Raw genomic sequence first — 17338 nt, 5'->3', positions numbered from 1 at the left:
CAGAACCGAAAACTTCCCGCACCGCCCGCGCCCTCGTCAAAGACGATAAGCATCCCGGCTACGGCCAAACGGGCAAGGCGGCCCTCACGCCACGCTTACATAGGCAGCACCAGGGTCAGATACGTGCGCCAGCCCTAGGACCTCCTCTTTACAGAGGCCCCTTTGCCGTGGAGGCGACCAGCTCACTGATTCAACGCTCGGTAGACACTCGCGCGTCCAATCCCAAGCTTCTGCGCGATCTGCGTGCCCCCGAGCCCCTGATTCCGCAGCGCTCGCACCGCTGCCACGTCCACCGTCGGCTTGCGACCTTTGTAAACTCCAGCGGCTTTGGCGCGCTCGATACCTTCCCGCTGACGCTCACGTCGAATGTCGGCCTCAAACTCGGCGATGGAGGCAAGCACACCCAGTAAGAGCTTGCCGGTCGAACTGGTCGTGCACATTCCCGGCTGTTGCAAGCAGTCAAACCCACAACCCTTTTCAGCGAGTTGCTTAACGATCGCGTGTAGATCGCCCGCAGACCGAGCAAGTCGGTCGAGGCGCGTGACTACAAGTGTGTCACCTTCCCGGACGAACGAGAGAGCATCAGCCAACTCTACGCGCCCGTCGGTGCTGGTGCCGCTGCGCTTTTCGGCAAACACCTTCTCACAGCCGGCCGCGCGCAATGAATCGAGCTGGACTTCCAAAGACTGCCCGACCGAACTCACCCGAGCATATCCCACTAGCATGTACGCCCCCTGTCTCAATGATCTCTAGATTACACGACCATTGTGTCCCAAAACGTCGGAGTCAACCTTATTGAGACGGACAGGAGAATAGGCGCGTGTCTCACTTTACCGTCCCTTTAGCGTATACCCCCGCGAGACGCTGGGCCCCACGGCCCCTCCAACAACTCTTCAATTGCTCACGATGAATTTGGCGCAGTCGGAAAGCGATGCTGGACGAGCGTGTTCACGCGGATGATGGAAGGAATTGCCGGGTTTGGTTCCGAACTCAGGACAGTGATGATCGGCGTGACCTGCCGGAACGCGCACAGTACGGCATCGAGTCAGCGGACTGAAAAGGGGATCTTGGCAGCCGGACTGGCCGCACCAAAGGTGGAGTGAACACGAAGCTGCGCGTTGCCGACGCGAACGGTCGCCCAATGAGCTTCTTCATGACCGCTGGCAGATCTGGAGAAGGCCGGAACATTAAGTGAACTTTTCACTTTCCAAGCTGACCTAGTCGCGATAGCGAGGCCATGTGATGCCATCCTGTCACAAATCGACCCAGAGGCACAATGTCCACGAACGAACTAACGCAACTTCGTATTCAAGCCGGGCTGACTGTCGAGGATGCTGCCGCGCTGCTCGGCTACAGCACTCGGCACGTTTATCGCTGGGAGGCTGGCGAGGGACGACCGCGCGAAGCGGCAGTGTCCCTGCTGCGCTCTATGGCTGCGGCGGGCAGGCCCGCGCCGGGCCCGACGCGCTTCAACTTCATTGACCTGTTTGCAGGTATTGGTGGCCTGCGGAAGGCGTTCGACAGCATCGGCGGCCACTGCGTGTTCACTTCCGAGTACAACAAGTTCGCGCAGCAAACTTACGCTGCGAACTTCCGCGATAATTACCCTATCTTTGGCGACATCACGACGCTGGCCGACGCGGACGAGGTCCCGGATCATGACGTGCTCGTGGCGGGCTTTCCTTGCCAGCCCTTCTCGATCGCCGGGGTGTCCAAGAAAAACTCGCTCGGCCGGAGCCACGGGTTCGCCTGCGAGGCCCAGGGGACCCTGTTCTTCGACGTGGCGCGGATACTGGATACGAAGCGCCCCGCCGCCTTCCTGCTCGAGAACGTGAAGAACCTCGCCAGCCACGATAAGGGCCGGACTTTCGATGTGATAATGCGCACCCTTCGAGAAGAACTGGGCTATAGGGTCTGGCACCGGGTGATCGACGCGCAGCACTTCGTCCCGCAGCACCGCGAGCGTGTCGTCATCGTCGGCTTCAAGGACGACGTGCCCTTCAGTTGGGACGGTCTCAATTTGCCGCCCAAGGGGTCGAAACGGTTGCGGACCATCCTCCACCCAGAGGACGGTTCTGAGGCCGCAGAGTCGCCATACACGCTCGGGCCGACCGGACTGGTCAACGGCAAGTACACGCTCACCAACAAGCTGTGGCAGTATCTGAAGGACTATGCGGAGGGACACCGGGCGAAGGGCAACGGGTTCGGGTTCGGCCTAGTTGGCCCGGAAGACGTCGCCCGGACCCTCTCCGCCCGCTACTACAAGGATGGCTCCGAGATTCTGGTCAACCAGGGCAAGCGGTCGAACCCGCGCCGCCTTACGCCGCGTGAGTGCGCCCGCCTCATGGGCTACCCTGACGACTTCCGCATCCCAGTGTCCGACACGCAGGCGTACAAGCAGTTCGGCAACTCGGTGGCCGTTCCTGTCTTCCAAGAGGTGGCCCGCCTGATGCGGCCTCACATCCAAGCGGTCCTCGAAAGGCCGCGCCAGCTCGAAGTGGCCTAGTGCCCGACGTCCATGACCCGGCGACCCGCAGCCGCAACATGGCCGCGATCCGGGGGACCGACACGAAGCCTGAGCTGTTCGTGCGGCGCGCTCTGCACGCGCTTGGCCTCCGATTCAGGCTACACGTGGGCGGCCTGCCGGGACGCCCTGACATCGTGCTGCCGCGCCACCGGGCCGTCGTGTTCGTCCACGGGTGCTTCTTTCATGGCCACGGCTGCGACCTGTTCAAGTGGCCGTCGTCAAATGAGGAGTTCTGGCGCGAGAAGATCGGCCGAAACGTTGAGAGGGACGGACTGTCCATGCAGAGGCTGCGGGCAGATGGATGGCGCGTGGCCACGGTTTGGGAGTGCGCCTTGAAGGGAAGAGCAAAGCTCGATGGACAGGCTGCGATGCAGTCCCTAGCACAATGGGTCCGCGAAGGCGAAGACACCATCGTGATTAGGGGCGGCGGAGATTGGTCACATCACTTGAACAACTTGTAGGGCTGATGCGCGAATACGGGGCCATCCGGCTCTACGCAAAAGAACTAGCAGCCAACGACAACCGCAAGAACCAAGTGTACCTTGGCAGCGGCTTCGGCGCACTCAACGTCATCCCCCACGGCGAGATATTCGTGGACAGGGAAGAGCGGGCGGGCAGCAAGCTGGATCGCCCCAAGGCTGCCGTAGAGTTCTACTGGATAGACAGCGATGGCCGCCATCTGGCGCCTTGGGCAAACCTGATCCTCTATCCTGACTACCCTGAGGTGCGGATGTCGGGGTTCCTGCGCGGATGCCGGCCGGCACCGAGCAACCTCATGAACCAGCGGCTCCACGGCCGCGTCATGTTCTTTGGCGTCACCCAAGACGGGAAGGTGCTCGGGCACGTGGTCCCCGACGGCCATCCGCTGGCAAATGAGGTCAAAGCCACGCAGTGGCAGCGGCTGGGCATATTCCTAGAGCTGTCCGCGCGCTTGGGCCCCGACCCGCGGGCCACGCTACTTGCCGAGCTCAGGCGGGTCCACGAGTTGGGCTGGATAGCCGGTCAGAGGCTTCGCGGAGGAGCCAAGGTGCCGTACTCGGCGCCGAATGCCGGCGGCTATACTCTGGAGGCAGAGCTCGGCGTCAGCCCAAACGGAATCGCAGAACCCGACTTCATGGGATGGGAGGTCAAGCAGTACGGCGTCACGAACTTCACGAGATACACGCCCAAGTCACCTGTGACGCTGATGACGCCCGAACCGACCGCGGGCGTGTATCGCGCCGAGGGGGTGGAGGCGTTCATTCGCAGGTTCGGCTACCCGGACACGCGTGGGCGTCAGGGCCGACTGAACTTTGGAGGCATCTATCGCTACGGCGGCGCGCCTCATGCGAGGACGGGTTGCTCAGTCTTCGTCGAGGGCTTCGACCCGGCAACGGGCAAGATCGCCGACATCGACGGGGGCATCTACCTGCGCCGAACCGCGGGCGAGGACGCGGCCGCGTGGTCCATCCGGGACATGATGGAACACTGGAACCGCAAGCACGCCCAAGCGGTCTACGTTCCCTCAATTTGCCAGAACCCGGCTAGGCAGTACCAGTACGGCTACCCCGTTCTGATGTGCGAGCAGACGGACTTCATCCTGTTCCTGAAGGCCTTCGTCGCGGGCAAGGTCTACTACGATCCGGGAATCAAGCTGGTTGAGGAGGAGGAGCGCGTGATGGAGATCAAGCAAAGGAGCCAGTTCCGCATCAAGCACGCCCATCTGACCGAGCTGTACCACACCCACGAGGTCGTGGACGTGCGGACTGCCTGAGCGACACGGCGCCTATTCGGTGCTTGATCGAGACACATGCGGCCTGACGGTGGCGCCCCGCCCTCAACCTGCTGATCTATAAGGCGAAAGACGGGCGGCGCGTGCCTCCCCCTCCAACTGGTAGGTCCAATCTTCGACGCGCGCTCGAGATTCCTTCCCCGAGCAGGGCCACGAGGGCCCCAACTTCAAACGGGGACGTGATCTCCGTAGCAGCACTTCCGATCACCCTCGATACCAACCTGCGCCGCCCTCATACGATGCGCGGCGGCCGTGTAACGACCAATAATGACGAAGCCGCGGTTGACGGTAAAGCGTCAGGAGTCGACAACTTTCGTTCAACTATCGTCAACCTAGCCCCCGGCGCAGCTCAGTGACAAATACGTGAAAGATCACGGTTTATCGATGCCGTCGTGTAGGGCACAACCCTTTTAGATCCGTAGATCGAATAGACGCATTCACTATCTCGCGCTTATAGGCTTGATAATCCATCCGCTGTCGCAAAGGATACCTAACCCCGCTCGCCCTTGTTGAAGCGCCTCGCGGAGCCAGCGCTTGTTGAGTTCGCGACTGATGCTTCGGCGTTTCATGGAGAAGCTACTCGGCATTGCCCCGTGAGTTGCCTCATGATGATCACAGTATAGGTTGAACGCGTGGCGCTCGCCCGTGGCGAAGATTGTGAGCTGACCGGCGGTCCCGTCCACGGAGACATCGAAGGCCATCATTGCGAGTCACTCAGGCTTGCTTCATCAAGATCGACGATCTCCCAACCACTCTGCTGGTCGAAGCGTGCATAGCCCGAGGTCTTCCGGTTAAGCGCCTCTTGAAGGAGTTCGCGGTCCAAGGCGGGCCAATCTGGATTACGCATCTTCACCTCGAAGTCTGGGAGCCCCCCAGAGCGGTGGGAGGCCCACCAGATCATGAAGTACTGCGCAGCCATGTCGTAGCTGACAGCGAAGACGGGGAGGCTCCACGCCTCCCTCCGGTTGAGCGATGCGACTTCAAATAGGTGCATTACGTTACCTCTCGTCGTGGTGACGAGACGACCATGATGCAGTCGCTGCTTGGATGCGGGTGGGTAATGACACGTCAGAGCGCTCCAGCAACGTTCGGAGACGTTGGGCTACAATCCCCAACGCAAGCCCCAGGATCGCGTCCAGAAGCGCTCTCCCGGGCGTTTAGCGAACTTGCGAGCCCCAGCCCTGCTACTGGCCCGTTATCAGTTCCCAGAACTCTCTTGCGCCCCCCACCATGCTGCGGGACATCGTCAGACGCCGGTGGCCCAAACGATCATCTTGGCGCCGGGCAGCCTTGAACAGGTAGTTGGCATATGCGGCACGTTCTCGCCTGAATGGGCGGCCATGCACCGCTCGAGGCATAACAGCATATCCCCTGAGACCATGCCCGGCAGCCCGCGCCGCAGCATTCATGATAGCTTCGTCTTCACCCGGCTCGAAGACCACAGCAGCGCCATGCACATGCAGCACCGTTTGACTACGGGTCCTAGGGCTCCAACCCTCAATCATGAAGAACCAGTCGAGCCGCGGTCGGACCAGCCTATCGAACTCCTTTCGCATCCTGTCGCGCATCATCACGCGGGGATCCTTACCCGATGAGATCCAAGCGGCTTCCAGATCCGGGTGAATGTGGATGTTGAATGTCTGCACCGACCAGTTGTTCATCGCCATGATCGCCAACTGGACCTTCATCCACCCCGACAGGTCATTCCAGTGCGGCATGGGTCGGCCATTCGCTTGCTGGCGTATTGGAAACTGCGTCAGCTTCAGATCTGGCTGGGTGTCGGGCTTACCACCATATACTGATAGCGGCTCCAGAGGCTCCCGATAAACGCGGTGGAAGAAGTCGGACCGAAGCCGAGCTCGCCGCAGATTCATGTAGATTTTCCGGTCTCGGTTCAGTCGTCGGGCCTCACGCCCGCGCGCCGCTCGGGATCCACTTTTTCGATGAACGCTCAAGGAGCTGTCGCCGAGGTAAACATAGCCAAGGGCCTGCTATCGCACCGCTCGCAGAAACTCCACCGCCATCAAACTCGATTCGATCGTAATGGGCGACCACGTCACAGGCACGTAAACCGGCGCTTCTTCGCTGCTACAACAACTGCCACAACACACTGCTACAACGAAGCGACTAAGCCATTGAAATACAAAGTCTTTCGTGGATTGGCTGGGGCGGCAGGATTCGAACCTGCGAATGCCGGTACCAAAAACCGGTGCCTTACCACTTGGCGACGCCCCAGCAGAACGCGGGCGCCTATATCGGGCGCGCGCGAAGTGCAATGGTATTAGGCGATCGGATGCAGCCAATTATGCGCATCGGCCGCGCGGCCCCGCTGAATGGCCGTCAGCCCGTCGAGGAAGCGCTGTGTCACCTGCCCGGTGCCCCCCGTACCGATCGTGAAATTGTAATCGGGGCCGGACACCTGCCCGACGGGCGTGATCACTGCCGCCGTGCCGCAGGCGAAACTCTCCACCAGCCGCCCGCTCTCAGCATCCGCACGCCATTGATCGATCGAATAGAGTTCCTCGCGCACCGTCAGGCCGGCATCGCGGGCGAGCTGCAGGATGGAATCGCGTGTGATGCCGGGAAGGATCGTTCCCGTCAGCGGCGGGGTCTGGATCGAGCCGTCGTCGAACACGAAGAAGATGTTCATGCCGCCCAGTTCTTCAATCCAGCGGCGCTCAGTGGCGTCCAGGAATACCACCTGATCACATCCGCGACGGATCGCCTCCTGCTGCGCAACGAGGCTGGTGGCATAGTTCCCGCCGCACTTTGCGGCGCCCGTTCCCCCCGGGGCAGCACGCGAGTATTCGTGGCTCACCCACAGCGAAATCGGGCGAACCCCGCCCTTCCAATAGGAACCCGCGGCCGACGCCAATACCATGTAGAGATATTCGCCCGCCGGCTTCACGCCCAGGAACACTTCGCTCGCGATCATGAAGGGCCGCAGGTACAGCGATCCGCCCTCGACTGCGGGGAACCAGTCAGCGTCGGTCTTCACCAATGCTTCGATCGAACCGATGAACAGGTCGTCCGGCAGCTCCGGCATGGCCATCCGACGGGCCGAATTGCGAAAGCGCGCCGCATTCGCGCTGGGGCGAAACAAGGCAAACGAGCCGTCGTCGTGCTGATACGCCTTCAGCCCTTCGAAGATTTCCTGGGCATAATGAAGCACCGCCGTCGCCGGATCGACCGACAGCGTCGTGCGCGCGGTCACCTTTGCGTCGTGCCAGCCCTTCGCCTCGTTCCAACGCACCACCGCCATATGATCGGTGAAAACGCGGCCGAACGCCGGGTCGCTGATCTGAGCGGTACGTTCGCTCGCCGGGATCGGCGCCGGATTGGGTTCAAAGACGAATTGCGCAGGCGTCGACAAGGGAAAAGCTCCTGACGGGCGCAGCAACCGCGCCGTTGACGGGGTTGCGGTCGGGTAGGCCCGATGGCAATGCCGGTCAACATGGCTGCCCCGACGTCCTCCGCCTCCCCGCTCTTCCTTCGTGAGCCTGAAATCCGACGCGGGCTGGAACTGCTCTATTTCGGCAGCGCGCACATCACCCGTTCGATCGATCGGGGGCTGGCCCGCCATGGGCTTGGGCGCGCGCACCATCGCGCGCTGTATTTCATCGCGCGAAAGCCGGACATGGCCGTGTCTGACCTGCTCGCGCTGCTCGGGATCACGAAACAGTCGCTTGGACGCGTGCTGAGCGAACTGACCGAGCGCGGTTATGTCGAAGCTCGTCCGGGCGAACGGGATCGCCGGCAACGTCTTCTCCGCCTTACCAAGGAGGGAGAAGCCTTCGAGGCCGGGCTGTACGAGGCGCTGCGTGAGCGGCTGGCTGCCGCCTATCTGGAGGCCGGCCAGGGCGCGGTCGGAGGTTTCTGGGCCGTCCTGCTGGGACTTATTCCCGAGGACGAGCGCCCCCGGATCGACGCGCTTCGCGGCTGATTGTCCGGGCTGCCTATCGGCGGCTGCCGCGGTCACATCAAAGAATCAGGTCAGCCCCGCGCCGCAGCCGCCAGAGCCTCATTGCGCTCACAGCTGGCTTTCAGCGTTGCGGCAAGCAGCCGGTTCAGCGCCTCGTCGCGATCAAGCACATTGAGCCCCTCGCGCGTCGAGCCACCCGGGCTGGCCACCCGATCCGCCAGCACAGCCGGCCCCTCGTCGGCACCCGCAGCCATGATCGCCGACCCCTCGACGGTCGCGAGCGCAAGCCGGGCCGCCTGCTCATGGGGAAGGCCCAGCGCCTCGCCAGCGGCGGCAAGGGCATCGATGAACCTGAATACAAAGCCCGGCCCACAGCCCGACAATGCGGTTACCGCATCGAACATGGCCTCATCCGCGATCCATTCGACCTTGCCGAGCGGGCGTACCAACGCCTCTGCCATGTCGCGCGCAGCAGCATCCGCCGACATCGTATGAAGCGCCGTCACTCCCTTGCCGATCGCGACTGGCAGGTTCGGCATGGCTCGGACGATCGTCTTCGCCGCGATGCGCGCCTCTAGCGCCGACTCTTCCACTCCTGCCAAGATTGAAAGCAGGATTGCGGGGCCGACCGCAGCGATCGACGGCGCAACCGCGTCAAGCAACTGCGGCTTGACCGCCAACACGATCACCTCGGGCGCTGGCTCTTCTGGGGGAGCCGATAGCGTCCGCACACCCGCGGGAACTGCCGGCGCGCCGGGATCGACGACGGTGATCGCCTCGGCTGCCATGCCCTGGCCTATCCAGCCGCGCAGCATCGCGCCGCCCATGTTGCCGCAGCCGATCAACCACAGGGAACGGGGGAGCGTCATCGCGCGATCACGCCTCGCCCTGCGTTTCGATCAGAGCCGCAGCAATCGCCTCACGCGGTGATTTCCCGCCCCATAGAACGAACTGAAACACGGGGTAGAAGCGCTCGCACTCGTCGATCGCAGTCTCGACCAGCACCTGCGCAGCCGCGAGTGACAGCGTCGCTTCCTCGTCCGCCTGATCGACCACGGCCGCATGACGGTACAGCAGAATGCCGCTAGACGACCACATCTCGAAATGGCCAAGCCACAGCTGTTCGTTGACGAGCCCGATTGTCTCATAGACCGCCGAACGCGCGTGCTCCGCCACCTTCACGTCCGGAAACGCCAGGAATTGCAGCACGCCATCCTCTTCACGCCACAGCGCGCGAAGCTCATATTCGGTCCAGCTGCCTTTCACGCTCGCATTGATCTCGTCGTCATGGCGGTCATACGACCAGCCATGCGCCGAGAAGTAGTTTTCGAGCATGTCCAGCGGGGCTTCGGGTTCGTGATCGTGATCGGCTTCGTCGAGCATCACCACCTTATCGCACGGGTTCGCCCCGCAAGGCAAAGTTCGGAACGCAGACAGTTGTGGATAGATCAGTCCTTCTGTCGCGCCTCTAGCGCGTCCAGCCGCGCCCGCAGCGCATCGGCTTCGTCACGCGCAGCTGCGGCCATCGCCTTCACCGCCTCGAATTCATCGCGGCTGACAAAATCCAGACCACCGATCCACTCGCGCGCGCGATCCCGCGCGCCGGATTGCGCCTCACGACCCACACCCGCCAGCGTTCCGGCTGCGCCGTTCACCAATTTTGCCAGATCATCGAACAGCCGGTTTTCGGACTGCATGTCGCCAAAGCCTTTCGGTAGAGAATCAACCAATGACTTGGGAGGTTCGAGCGCTGGGCACAAGGGTCTCTGCGTGGGGATTGAGCTGGTCGATACGCCACGTCAGCACGGCAGCGAAGCTCAGCCACACCAGATAAGGCACCATCATCCACGCGGCGGCTTGGCGGATGCGGCCAAAGGCGATGGTCGTGGCGATCGCCAGCAGAAGCATGGCGGCGATCACCAGCAGCGCCACGCCCACCAGATGCGCACCGAAGAAAAGCGGCGTCCACGCGAGGTTTAGGGCGAACTGCAGGACGAACAGCGTCACCGCCGCGCCACGCCCGGTTGCGCCGCGTGCGTTCAGCACGGAAGCGAGGGCCAGCCCCAGGAGAATGTAGAGCGTCGTCCACGCGAGTGGAAACACCCATCCTGGCGGCGTCACTGCAGGCTTTTTCAGCGCCTGATACCAGATGTTCTGGTCGCCGGATGCGACGCTCAGGCCCGATAGAAACCCCAGCAACATGATCAGTGGGACACAGACGAGCGCCCATCGCACAAATGACATGCGCAACTGACCCTTAGACGCAATTCCCCCCACACATCCTCCGCGACGATTTGGGTCGCCTAACCATGGCGGACGACGATCGTAAACCGCGCAATGACCATCAACAATTGCGCAAGTGCCTCAATTGCGGACAGCTGCGAGCAGGAACTCGATGTTTCCCTCCGGTCCCTTGATCGGGCTTTCGCTGATGCCTGTGACGTGCCAGCCCTGTTCTTCGAACCAGGCAGACACTTCTTCACACACGCGGTGATGAACGGCGGGATCACGCACAACGCCGCCCTTCCCCACCTCGTCGCGCCCCGCCTCGAACTGCGGCTTCACGAGCGTCAGCGCCCGCGCCGCCGGTTTGGCAAAGCGTAGCGGGACGTCCAGCACCTTGGAAATTCCGATAAAGCTGGCGTCGCAGACAATCAGATCGACCTGCTCGGGGATATGCGTTTCGGTCAGGATGCGCGCGCTGGTCTGCTCATGCACGATCACCCGTGGATCCTGCCGCAGCTTCCACGCAAGCTGGTTCGTTCCGCTGTCGACCGCATAGACGCGCGCCGCACCACGGCTGAGCAGCACGTCGGTAAAACCACCGGTGGACGACCCCACATCGATGGCGACCGCATCGGTCACGTCCCACCCGAAATGATCCAGTCCGTGCGCCAGCTTGATCCCACCACGCGACACCCACGGGTGATCACGGCCTCGCACGTCCAGCGCGACGTCATCGGGAAAGCTCTGCCCCGGCTTCTCGACCTTCCGATCGCCGACATAGACCAGACCCGCCATGATCAACGCCTGGGCACGCGTACGCGATTCGGCGAGGCCGCGATCGACGAGCATCTGATCAATGCGAGACTTTGCCATGCGCGTCCTATCGTGCCCTGATCGCTTCGTCGCAAGCACTGGTCGATCCGGCTTTGTCGCGGAACTGAGTCATTGCCCATAGATTTGGTAGGATATAGAACGGGTGTTGAGGTCGCGATGCCGGGCGTCCCCCTAGAGCACTGGCACCGCGGCCTCGCCCCGACGGACAGGAGCACCAATCATGGGCCATCATTCGTCCAGCATCACCGGCGCACCCACTATGCTGACGGTCCCAGGTCTTGGAAATTCAGGCGCCGCTCACTGGCAGACGCTGTGGGAGCAAAGCCGCCTCGATACCCACCGCGTTGATCTTGGCATGTGGAACGCGCCGCACCGGAACGCCTGGGTGACGAAGCTCGATCAGGCAGTGTCCCGCGCGCAAGCCCCCGTTATCCTCGTTGGTCACAGCCTGGGGTGCCAAGCAATTGCGTGGTGGGCATCGCTCAGTCCGCAACCCTATGGTTGGCCAGTGGCGGGCGCCCTGCTCGTCGCGCCAGCCGATGTGGACCGCGAGGATGCGCCGGCGGAATTGGCCACCTTCGCCCCCGCCCCGCGAGTGCCCCTGCCTTTCCCCTCGATCCTGGTTGCCAGCGCGGACGATCCCTGGATCACCATCGATCGGGCGCACAGCTTGGCGGCGGATTGGGGCAGTCACTTCGTCGATGCGGGTGCGCAGGGTCACCTCAACGCGGCCAGCGGCCTCGGCTGGTGGCCGGAGGGTCAGACGCTCCTTGACCGGGTGATCGAGGCAGCGGGCGGCCCGCACGGCGAGGTGCGCGCACCGGGCGACGCCCGCGCCATCCTGGCACGACACCGGAACCACGCTGGGGTCCAGGCACACAACTGATCACGCTCCGGCGTAAGCGATCACGAAGGTGGCAGCGCGTCGCCGCTTTCCTGATCGGCATTTTCCGCCGCAATTCGCCGCGCTTCTTTCAGGCGACGCCACAGCGCAAGATTGAAGCCAGCCATCGCTACCACCAGGATGGCGGTAGCGAGGAAGACCTTGGTCCAGCCGCTCACGCGCCCACGGCAGCGCCGGCTTCATTCCAGCGCAGCGCCTTCAGCACCGTTCCAACGATCCCGTCGGCATCAAGACCAGCGGCCGCATATTGCGCCTGGGGCGAATCCTGATCCTGGAAAACGTCGGGCAGGCGCAGCGTCCGCAGCTTCAGACCGCCGTCGATCAGCCCCTCGTCTGACGCCATCGTCAGCACGTGTGCGCCCAGGCCGCCAATCGATCCTTCCTCGATCGTCACGGCAACCTCATGGTTGGAAAGCAGGCGACGGATCATCGCCTCGTCCAGCGGCTTGGCGAAGCGAAGATCCGCGACCGTCGTCGATAGCCCCTTGGCCTCCAGCTGATCGGCCGCCTTCAGCGCTTCGGCAAGGCGGGTACCGAGCGACAGGATCGCCACCGTCTTGCCCTCGCGCACGATGCGACCCTTGCCGATCTCAAGCAGCTCGGGCGTTTCCGGCAGCGGCACGCCAACGCCATTGCCGCGCGGATAGCGCACGGCGATGGGGCCCGTGTCATGCTCGACGCAGGTATGGACCATGTGAACCAGCTCGGCCTCGTCGGCCGCTGCCATCACGACAAAATTGGGCAGGCTCGCCAGATAGGTGATGTCAAACGACCCAGCGTGGGTTGCGCCATCGGCGCCGACCAGTCCGGCGCGATCGATCGCAAAGCGAACCGGCAAATTCTGGATCGCGACATCATGGACGACCTGGTCATAGGCACGCTGCAGGAACGTCGAATAAATTGCGCAGAATGGACGCATGCCCTGCGCTGCCAGGCCGGCCGCAAAGGTCACGCCATGCTGTTCGGCAATGCCAACGTCGAATGCGCGATCGGGATGTCGCTGCGCAAAGCGATCGATGCCAGTGCCGGACGGCATCGCCGCAGTGATCGCGCAGATGCGCGGGTCGCGGTCAGCCTCGTCGGCCAGCGCATCGCCGAACACGTTCTGGTACGCCGGCGGCCCCGGCGGCGCCTTGGCCTGCGCGCCGGTGACGACATCGAACTTCTGGACGCCATGATATTTGTCGGACGCGGCCTCGGCAGGCGCATAGCCCTTGCCCTTCTTGGTCACCACATGGACCAGGATCGGCCCTTCCTCGGCGTCGCGCACATTCTCGAGCACCGGGATCAGATGTTCGAGATTGTGGCCGTCGATCGGGCCAACGTAATAAAAGCCGAGTTCCTCGAACAGCGTGCCGCCCATCGTCATGCCGCGAGCGAACTCGTCGGTCTTGCGCGCGGCATTGTGGAACGGACGCGGAAGGCGGCGGGCCAGCTTCTTCATCAGCTCGCGCACCGACAGGAATTCACGGCTGGAAACGATCCGCGACAGATACGCCGACAGCCCGCCCACCGGCGGCGCAATCGACATGTCATTGTCGTTCAGGATGACAACCAGGCGATTTCCGGCAGCCTCGGCGTTGTTCATCGCCTCATAGGCCATACCGGCCGACATGGCGCCGTCGCCAATGACCGCGATCGCCTTGCCGGGCTGGTCCGCCAGCTTGTTCGCCATGGCAAAACCGAGGGCGGCGGAGATGGACGTGGAGCTGTGCGCGGCGCCGAACGGGTCGTATTCGCTCTCGCTGCGCTTGGTGAAGCCGCTCAGCCCGCCGCCCTGGCGAAGCGTACGGATCCGATCACGCCGGCCGGTCAGGATCTTGTGCGGATAACATTGGTGCCCGACGTCCCAGATCAGCCGGTCGCGCGGCGTATCAAAGACATAATGGATCGCCGTCGTCAGTTCGACCACGCCCAGCCCGGACCCGAGATGCCCGCCGGTCGAGCCCACCGCAGAAATGGTTTCCGCCCGCAATTCGTCAGCCAGTTGGCGAAGCTGTTCAGGAGCCAACTTTCGAAGGTCGGCCGGCGTCGAAACGGTATCGAGCAAAGGCGTCTGAGGCAGATCGGTCATCGTGCTGCGCTTACCCCAGCGGCTTGATCGTGTCGAATGCTACGGATTTCGGGCACTTGCGTCACTGCTCGGCGCCTACGCAGGCGGCACAACGTCCGCGAACCTCGATCACCGGGCGCACTGGAGAAAAGCCCGCCGCTGAGGCCGCCTGACGGACACCGCCGGTCAGCCGATCATCGTCCAGATGGGTCGTCTGTCCGCACGAATCGCAGACCAGGAAAATGCAGTCATGCATGCAATCGGGGTGGGCGTTGGCGACATAGGCGTTCGCGCTCTCGACCTTGCGGGCAAGGTTCGCCCCAACGAAGAGGTCGAGGATACGATAGACGCTGTTGGCCGCCACCCGGCGCCCTTCGGCCCGGGACACCGCATCGGCGATATCATAGGCGCTGGCCGGTTTGTCGAAGCCCGCCAGTGCACCAAAGACGCTGGCGCGCATGGCGGTCCACTGCTCGCCCGCACGCTCCAGCGTCGCTTGGGCCGCCTGGGCCAGGTCCGCGCCCTGCGGTTCGTGATGATGATGAGCATGCGCCATGATCTGGATTTAGGCAGGCGAGCACCCGGCAGCAAGCGCGGGATGCGGCACGCGCGACGCTGCGGTGGTGACGGCAGTCGCCTTTGCCCCTTATGAATGGCGCTCGATTGGGAGAATGTTCATGGATCTTGGCCTGTCGGGCAAAACTGCCATCGTTTGCGCCTCCAGTCAGGGATTGGGCTACGCCTGCGCGCAGGAACTCGCCCGCGCGGGCTGCCGCCTTGTCATCAATGGCCGCGATGCAGAGGCGCTCGAGCGTGCGGCGACAGCGTTGCGGCGTGACACCGCGGCAGAGGTGATAACCGTCGGCGGTGACATCGGTGATCCGACCGTCCAGGCCGATCTGATTGCTGCCGCCGGCCAGCCCGACATTCTCGTCAACAACAATGGCGGCCCGCCGCCGCGCGGGTTTCGCGATCTCGATGAAGCCGCCATCCATGCCGGGCTGGACGCTAATATGGTGACGCCGATCCGGCTGGTTCAGCAGGTCGTCGACGGGATGATCGAGCGACGCTTTGGACGCATCGTGTGCATCACCTCTGGCTCGGTGAAGGCGCCAGCGGGTGGCCTTGATCTGTCGAGCGGCGCGCGGATCGGCCTGACCGGCTTTCTGGCGGGCGTCGCGCGCGAAGTGGCGAATGCCAACGTCACGATCAATTTCCTCTTACCCGGCCTGTTCGCCACCCGCCGCCTTCCTGCCGTCATAAACTTCGCGGCGCAGGCGCAGGCGATCGATGTAGAAACCGCGGAGGCGCGCAGCCGCGATCGCATTCCGGCCCGACGCTTCGGCGACCCGGCCGAATTCGGCGCAGCTTGCGCCTTCCTGTGTTCGGCACAGGCCGGTTTCATCACCGGGCAGAGCCTCCTGATCGATGGTGGCGCCTACCCCGGCGTGCTATAAAGTACAGCTTGTTTGCGCGCTGCGACATTTTCTTGCATGGCCGCGCGCCGAAAGGAAACTTGCCATGGCCTCCAATTGGGCCCCTCAAAGCTGGACCTCGCATGAGGCTCGCCAACTCCCCGATTACCCCGATCAGGCCGCGCTGACCGCGGCGACCGACACGCTGCGCACCTATCCGCCGCTTGTTTTTGCCGGCGAGGCACGCAACCTCACGGCAGAGCTGGCTCGGGTCGCAGCTGGCGACGCCTTTCTGCTTCAGGGCGGCGATTGCGCGGAGAGTTTTGCCGAATTCCACCCCAACAACATTCGCGACACGTTCCGCGTCATCCTGCAGATGGCCGTGGTCCTGACCTATGCGTCGAAGCTGCCGGTGGTGAAGCTTGGCCGTATGGCAGGTCAGTTCGCGAAGCCGCGTTCGGCACCGACGGAAACGATCGATGGCGTGGAACTGCCCAGCTACCGCGGCGACAACGTCAACGACATCGGCTTCAGCGCGGAATCGCGCATTCCTGATCCGAAGCGGATGGTTCAGGGCTACGCCCAGTCCGCCGCGACTCTGAACCTGCTACGCGCCTTTGCACAGGGCGGCTACGCCAATCTCGCGCAGGTGCACCGCTGGACGCTCGACTATATGGGTCGCAGCCCCTGGGCGACAAAATATGCCGAGACAGCTGATCGGATCGGTGAAGCGCTGGATTTCATGGCGGCCTGCGGCATCGATCCCGAAACCGTGCCCCAGCTTGCCCAGACCAGCTTCTACACCAGCCACGAGGCGCTGCTGCTGCCTTATGAAGAGGCGATGACCCGCCAGGATTCGTTGACCGGTGACTGGTACGACACCTCCGCGCACTTCCTGTGGATCGGCGATCGCACCCGCTTCGAAGGGTCGGCGCATGTCGAGTTCCTGCGCGGAATTGGCAATCCGATCGGCGTGAAGTGTGGCCCGACGCTGGAGCCGGACGTGCTGCTGCGCCTGCTCGACACGCTCAACCCTGGTCGCATCCCCGGTCGGATGACGCTGATTACCCGCTATGGTCACGACAAGATCGAGGCCGCGTTCCCCAAGCTGCTGCGCGCCGTCACGCGTGAAGGGCATCCGGTGGTGTGGAGCTGCGATCCCATGCACGGCAACGTCGTCAAGGCGGCGAATGGCTATAAGACCCGCCCGTTCGAGCGGATCCTGGCGGAAGTCCGCGGCTTCTTCGCGGTGCACCGTGCAGAAGGCACGCACGCTGGCGGCATCCACGCCGAGATGACTGGACAGAACGTCACCGAATGCACCGGCGGTGCGATTGACGTGACCGAACAGACGCTCGCTGATCGCTACCACACGCATTGCGACCCGCGTCTTAACGCCGGGCAAAGCCTGGAACTGGCCTTCCTGCTGGCCGAAATGCTGAATGCGGAGATGGCTGAACGCCGCAAGGCAGCGGCCTGACCAGAAAAACGGAGTCGCGACGGCTTGACGGCTCGCCGCGACCCCCGTAGAGGCGCCGCTCCCGCTTACACGGCCCCTTCGTCTAGCGGTCTAGGACGTCGCCCTCTCACGGCGAAAACACGGGTTCGAGTCCCGTAGGGGTCACCAGGCGCGCAGAGGCGCAGTCTGCATGTGTGACCGGTCAGCAGACATTGTCGCGGCGATCA

19 protein-coding genes and 2 tRNA genes are annotated in these 17338 nt (G+C 63.2%); 8 read left to right on the top strand and 13 right to left on the bottom strand.

Features of this window, described 5'->3' with window-relative positions; genetic code table 11:
* Positions 1-182 precede the first annotated feature (182 nt).
* A complete protein-coding gene (locus K0S66_RS16370; RefSeq protein ID WP_301076544.1) occupies positions 183-725 on the bottom strand; it encodes a recombinase family protein in 543 nt (180 codons plus the stop codon).
* A gap of 551 nt (positions 726-1276) precedes the next feature.
* On the opposite strand from K0S66_RS16370, the gene dcm reads away from it, so the two are divergent.
* From dcm to K0S66_RS16355, 3 genes are read left to right on the top strand one after another with little or no spacing between them, the layout of a single operon-like run.
* Positions 1277-2506, top strand: a complete 1230-nt coding sequence (gene dcm / locus K0S66_RS16365; RefSeq protein WP_301076543.1) for a DNA (cytosine-5-)-methyltransferase — start codon at positions 1277-1279, stop codon at positions 2504-2506.
* The gene (gene vsr / locus K0S66_RS16360) at positions 2506-2988 is read left to right on the top strand and encodes a DNA mismatch endonuclease Vsr (RefSeq protein ID WP_301076542.1); all 483 of its coding nucleotides are present in this window, start codon (positions 2506-2508) and stop codon (positions 2986-2988) included. The genes dcm and vsr overlap by 1 nt, the downstream gene beginning before the upstream one ends.
* A 5-nt stretch (positions 2989-2993) precedes the next feature.
* On the top strand, positions 2994-4280 hold the full coding sequence (locus K0S66_RS16355; RefSeq protein ID WP_301076541.1) for an MvaI/BcnI family restriction endonuclease: 1287 nt from the start codon (positions 2994-2996) through the stop codon (positions 4278-4280).
* A gap of 718 nt (positions 4281-4998) precedes the next feature.
* On the opposite strand, the gene K0S66_RS16350 is transcribed toward K0S66_RS16355, so the two are convergent.
* The 4 genes from K0S66_RS16350 to K0S66_RS16335 form a co-directional block, all read right to left on the bottom strand.
* Positions 4999-5292 (bottom strand): hypothetical protein, encoded by a 294-nt coding sequence (locus tag K0S66_RS16350; protein WP_301076540.1) that lies wholly within the window; start codon positions 5290-5292, stop codon positions 4999-5001.
* A gap of 190 nt (positions 5293-5482) precedes the next feature.
* The gene (locus K0S66_RS16345; protein ID WP_301076539.1) at positions 5483-6172 is read right to left on the bottom strand and encodes a hypothetical protein; all 690 of its coding nucleotides are present in this window, start codon (positions 6170-6172) and stop codon (positions 5483-5485) included.
* A gap of 286 nt (positions 6173-6458) precedes the next feature.
* Positions 6459-6533: transfer RNA gene (locus K0S66_RS16340), tRNA-Gln, on the bottom strand.
* A 46-nt stretch (positions 6534-6579) separates the two neighbouring features.
* Positions 6580-7671 carry a branched-chain amino acid aminotransferase gene (locus K0S66_RS16335; protein ID WP_301076538.1) on the bottom strand — a complete coding sequence of 364 codons (1092 nt, stop codon included), beginning with the start codon at positions 7669-7671 and terminating at the stop codon, positions 6580-6582.
* A gap of 63 nt (positions 7672-7734) precedes the next feature.
* On the opposite strand from K0S66_RS16335, the gene K0S66_RS16330 reads away from it, so the two are divergent.
* Positions 7735-8241, top strand: coding sequence for a helix-turn-helix domain-containing protein (locus K0S66_RS16330; protein WP_301076537.1), 507 nt, complete (start codon positions 7735-7737; stop codon positions 8239-8241).
* A 50-nt stretch (positions 8242-8291) separates the two neighbouring features.
* On the opposite strand, the gene proC is transcribed toward K0S66_RS16330, so the two are convergent.
* The 5 genes from proC to K0S66_RS16305 all read right to left on the bottom strand — a co-directional run bounded on the left by proC (position 8292) and on the right by K0S66_RS16305 (position 11319).
* Entirely contained in the window at positions 8292-9089 is a 798-nt protein-coding gene (proC, locus tag K0S66_RS16325) for a pyrroline-5-carboxylate reductase (protein ID WP_301076536.1), read from the bottom strand.
* 7 nt (positions 9090-9096) lie between these two features.
* Positions 9097-9603: a YbjN domain-containing protein gene (locus K0S66_RS16320; RefSeq protein WP_301076535.1), complete on the bottom strand. Its 507-nt coding sequence runs from the start codon at positions 9601-9603 to the stop codon at positions 9097-9099.
* Between the two features lie 65 nt (positions 9604-9668).
* Positions 9669-9917 (bottom strand): accessory factor UbiK family protein, encoded by a 249-nt coding sequence (locus K0S66_RS16315; protein WP_301076534.1) that lies wholly within the window; start codon positions 9915-9917, stop codon positions 9669-9671.
* Between the two features lie 25 nt (positions 9918-9942).
* The gene (locus K0S66_RS16310) at positions 9943-10464 is read right to left on the bottom strand and encodes a TspO/MBR family protein (protein WP_301076533.1); all 522 of its coding nucleotides are present in this window, start codon (positions 10462-10464) and stop codon (positions 9943-9945) included.
* A 120-nt stretch (positions 10465-10584) separates the two neighbouring features.
* Positions 10585-11319, bottom strand: coding sequence for a TlyA family RNA methyltransferase (locus K0S66_RS16305; protein WP_301076532.1), 735 nt, complete (start codon positions 11317-11319; stop codon positions 10585-10587).
* A gap of 181 nt (positions 11320-11500) precedes the next feature.
* Here K0S66_RS16305 and K0S66_RS16300 point away from each other — a divergent pair, with 181 nt between their 5' ends.
* On the top strand, positions 11501-12166 hold the full coding sequence (locus K0S66_RS16300; RefSeq protein ID WP_301076531.1) for an alpha/beta hydrolase: 666 nt from the start codon (positions 11501-11503) through the stop codon (positions 12164-12166).
* 20 nt (positions 12167-12186) lie between these two features.
* Here K0S66_RS16300 and K0S66_RS16295 read toward each other — a convergent pair whose 3' ends face one another.
* From K0S66_RS16295 to K0S66_RS16285, 3 genes are all read right to left on the bottom strand, one after another.
* Positions 12187-12342, bottom strand: a complete 156-nt coding sequence (locus tag K0S66_RS16295) for a hypothetical protein (protein ID WP_301076530.1) — start codon at positions 12340-12342, stop codon at positions 12187-12189.
* Positions 12339-14258 carry a 1-deoxy-D-xylulose-5-phosphate synthase gene (dxs, locus tag K0S66_RS16290; RefSeq protein ID WP_301076529.1) on the bottom strand — a complete coding sequence of 640 codons (1920 nt, stop codon included), beginning with the start codon at positions 14256-14258 and terminating at the stop codon, positions 12339-12341. The genes K0S66_RS16295 and dxs overlap by 4 nt, the downstream gene beginning before the upstream one ends.
* A gap of 61 nt (positions 14259-14319) precedes the next feature.
* Complete coding sequence (locus tag K0S66_RS16285; RefSeq protein ID WP_301076528.1) at positions 14320-14793, bottom strand: transcriptional repressor; 474 nt, start codon at positions 14791-14793, stop codon at positions 14320-14322.
* Positions 14794-14914: 121 nt separating this feature from the next.
* Here K0S66_RS16285 and K0S66_RS16280 point away from each other — a divergent pair, with 121 nt between their 5' ends.
* The 3 genes from K0S66_RS16280 to K0S66_RS16270 all read left to right on the top strand — a co-directional run bounded on the left by K0S66_RS16280 (position 14915) and on the right by K0S66_RS16270 (position 17279).
* A complete protein-coding gene (locus tag K0S66_RS16280; RefSeq protein ID WP_301076527.1) occupies positions 14915-15694 on the top strand; it encodes an SDR family oxidoreductase in 780 nt (259 codons plus the stop codon).
* Between the two features lie 64 nt (positions 15695-15758).
* Positions 15759-17132, top strand: a complete 1374-nt coding sequence (locus tag K0S66_RS16275) for a class II 3-deoxy-7-phosphoheptulonate synthase (protein WP_301076526.1) — start codon at positions 15759-15761, stop codon at positions 17130-17132.
* A 71-nt stretch (positions 17133-17203) separates the two neighbouring features.
* Positions 17204-17279: transfer RNA gene (locus K0S66_RS16270), tRNA-Glu, on the top strand.
* Positions 17280-17338: the final 59 nt, after the last annotated feature.

Origin of the sequence: Sphingomonas sp., assembly GCF_029239295.1 — a bacterium.
Taxonomy (GTDB): domain Bacteria; phylum Pseudomonadota; class Alphaproteobacteria; order Sphingomonadales; family Sphingomonadaceae; genus Sphingomonas.
This window is presented reverse-complemented; position numbering and strand designations above follow the sequence as displayed.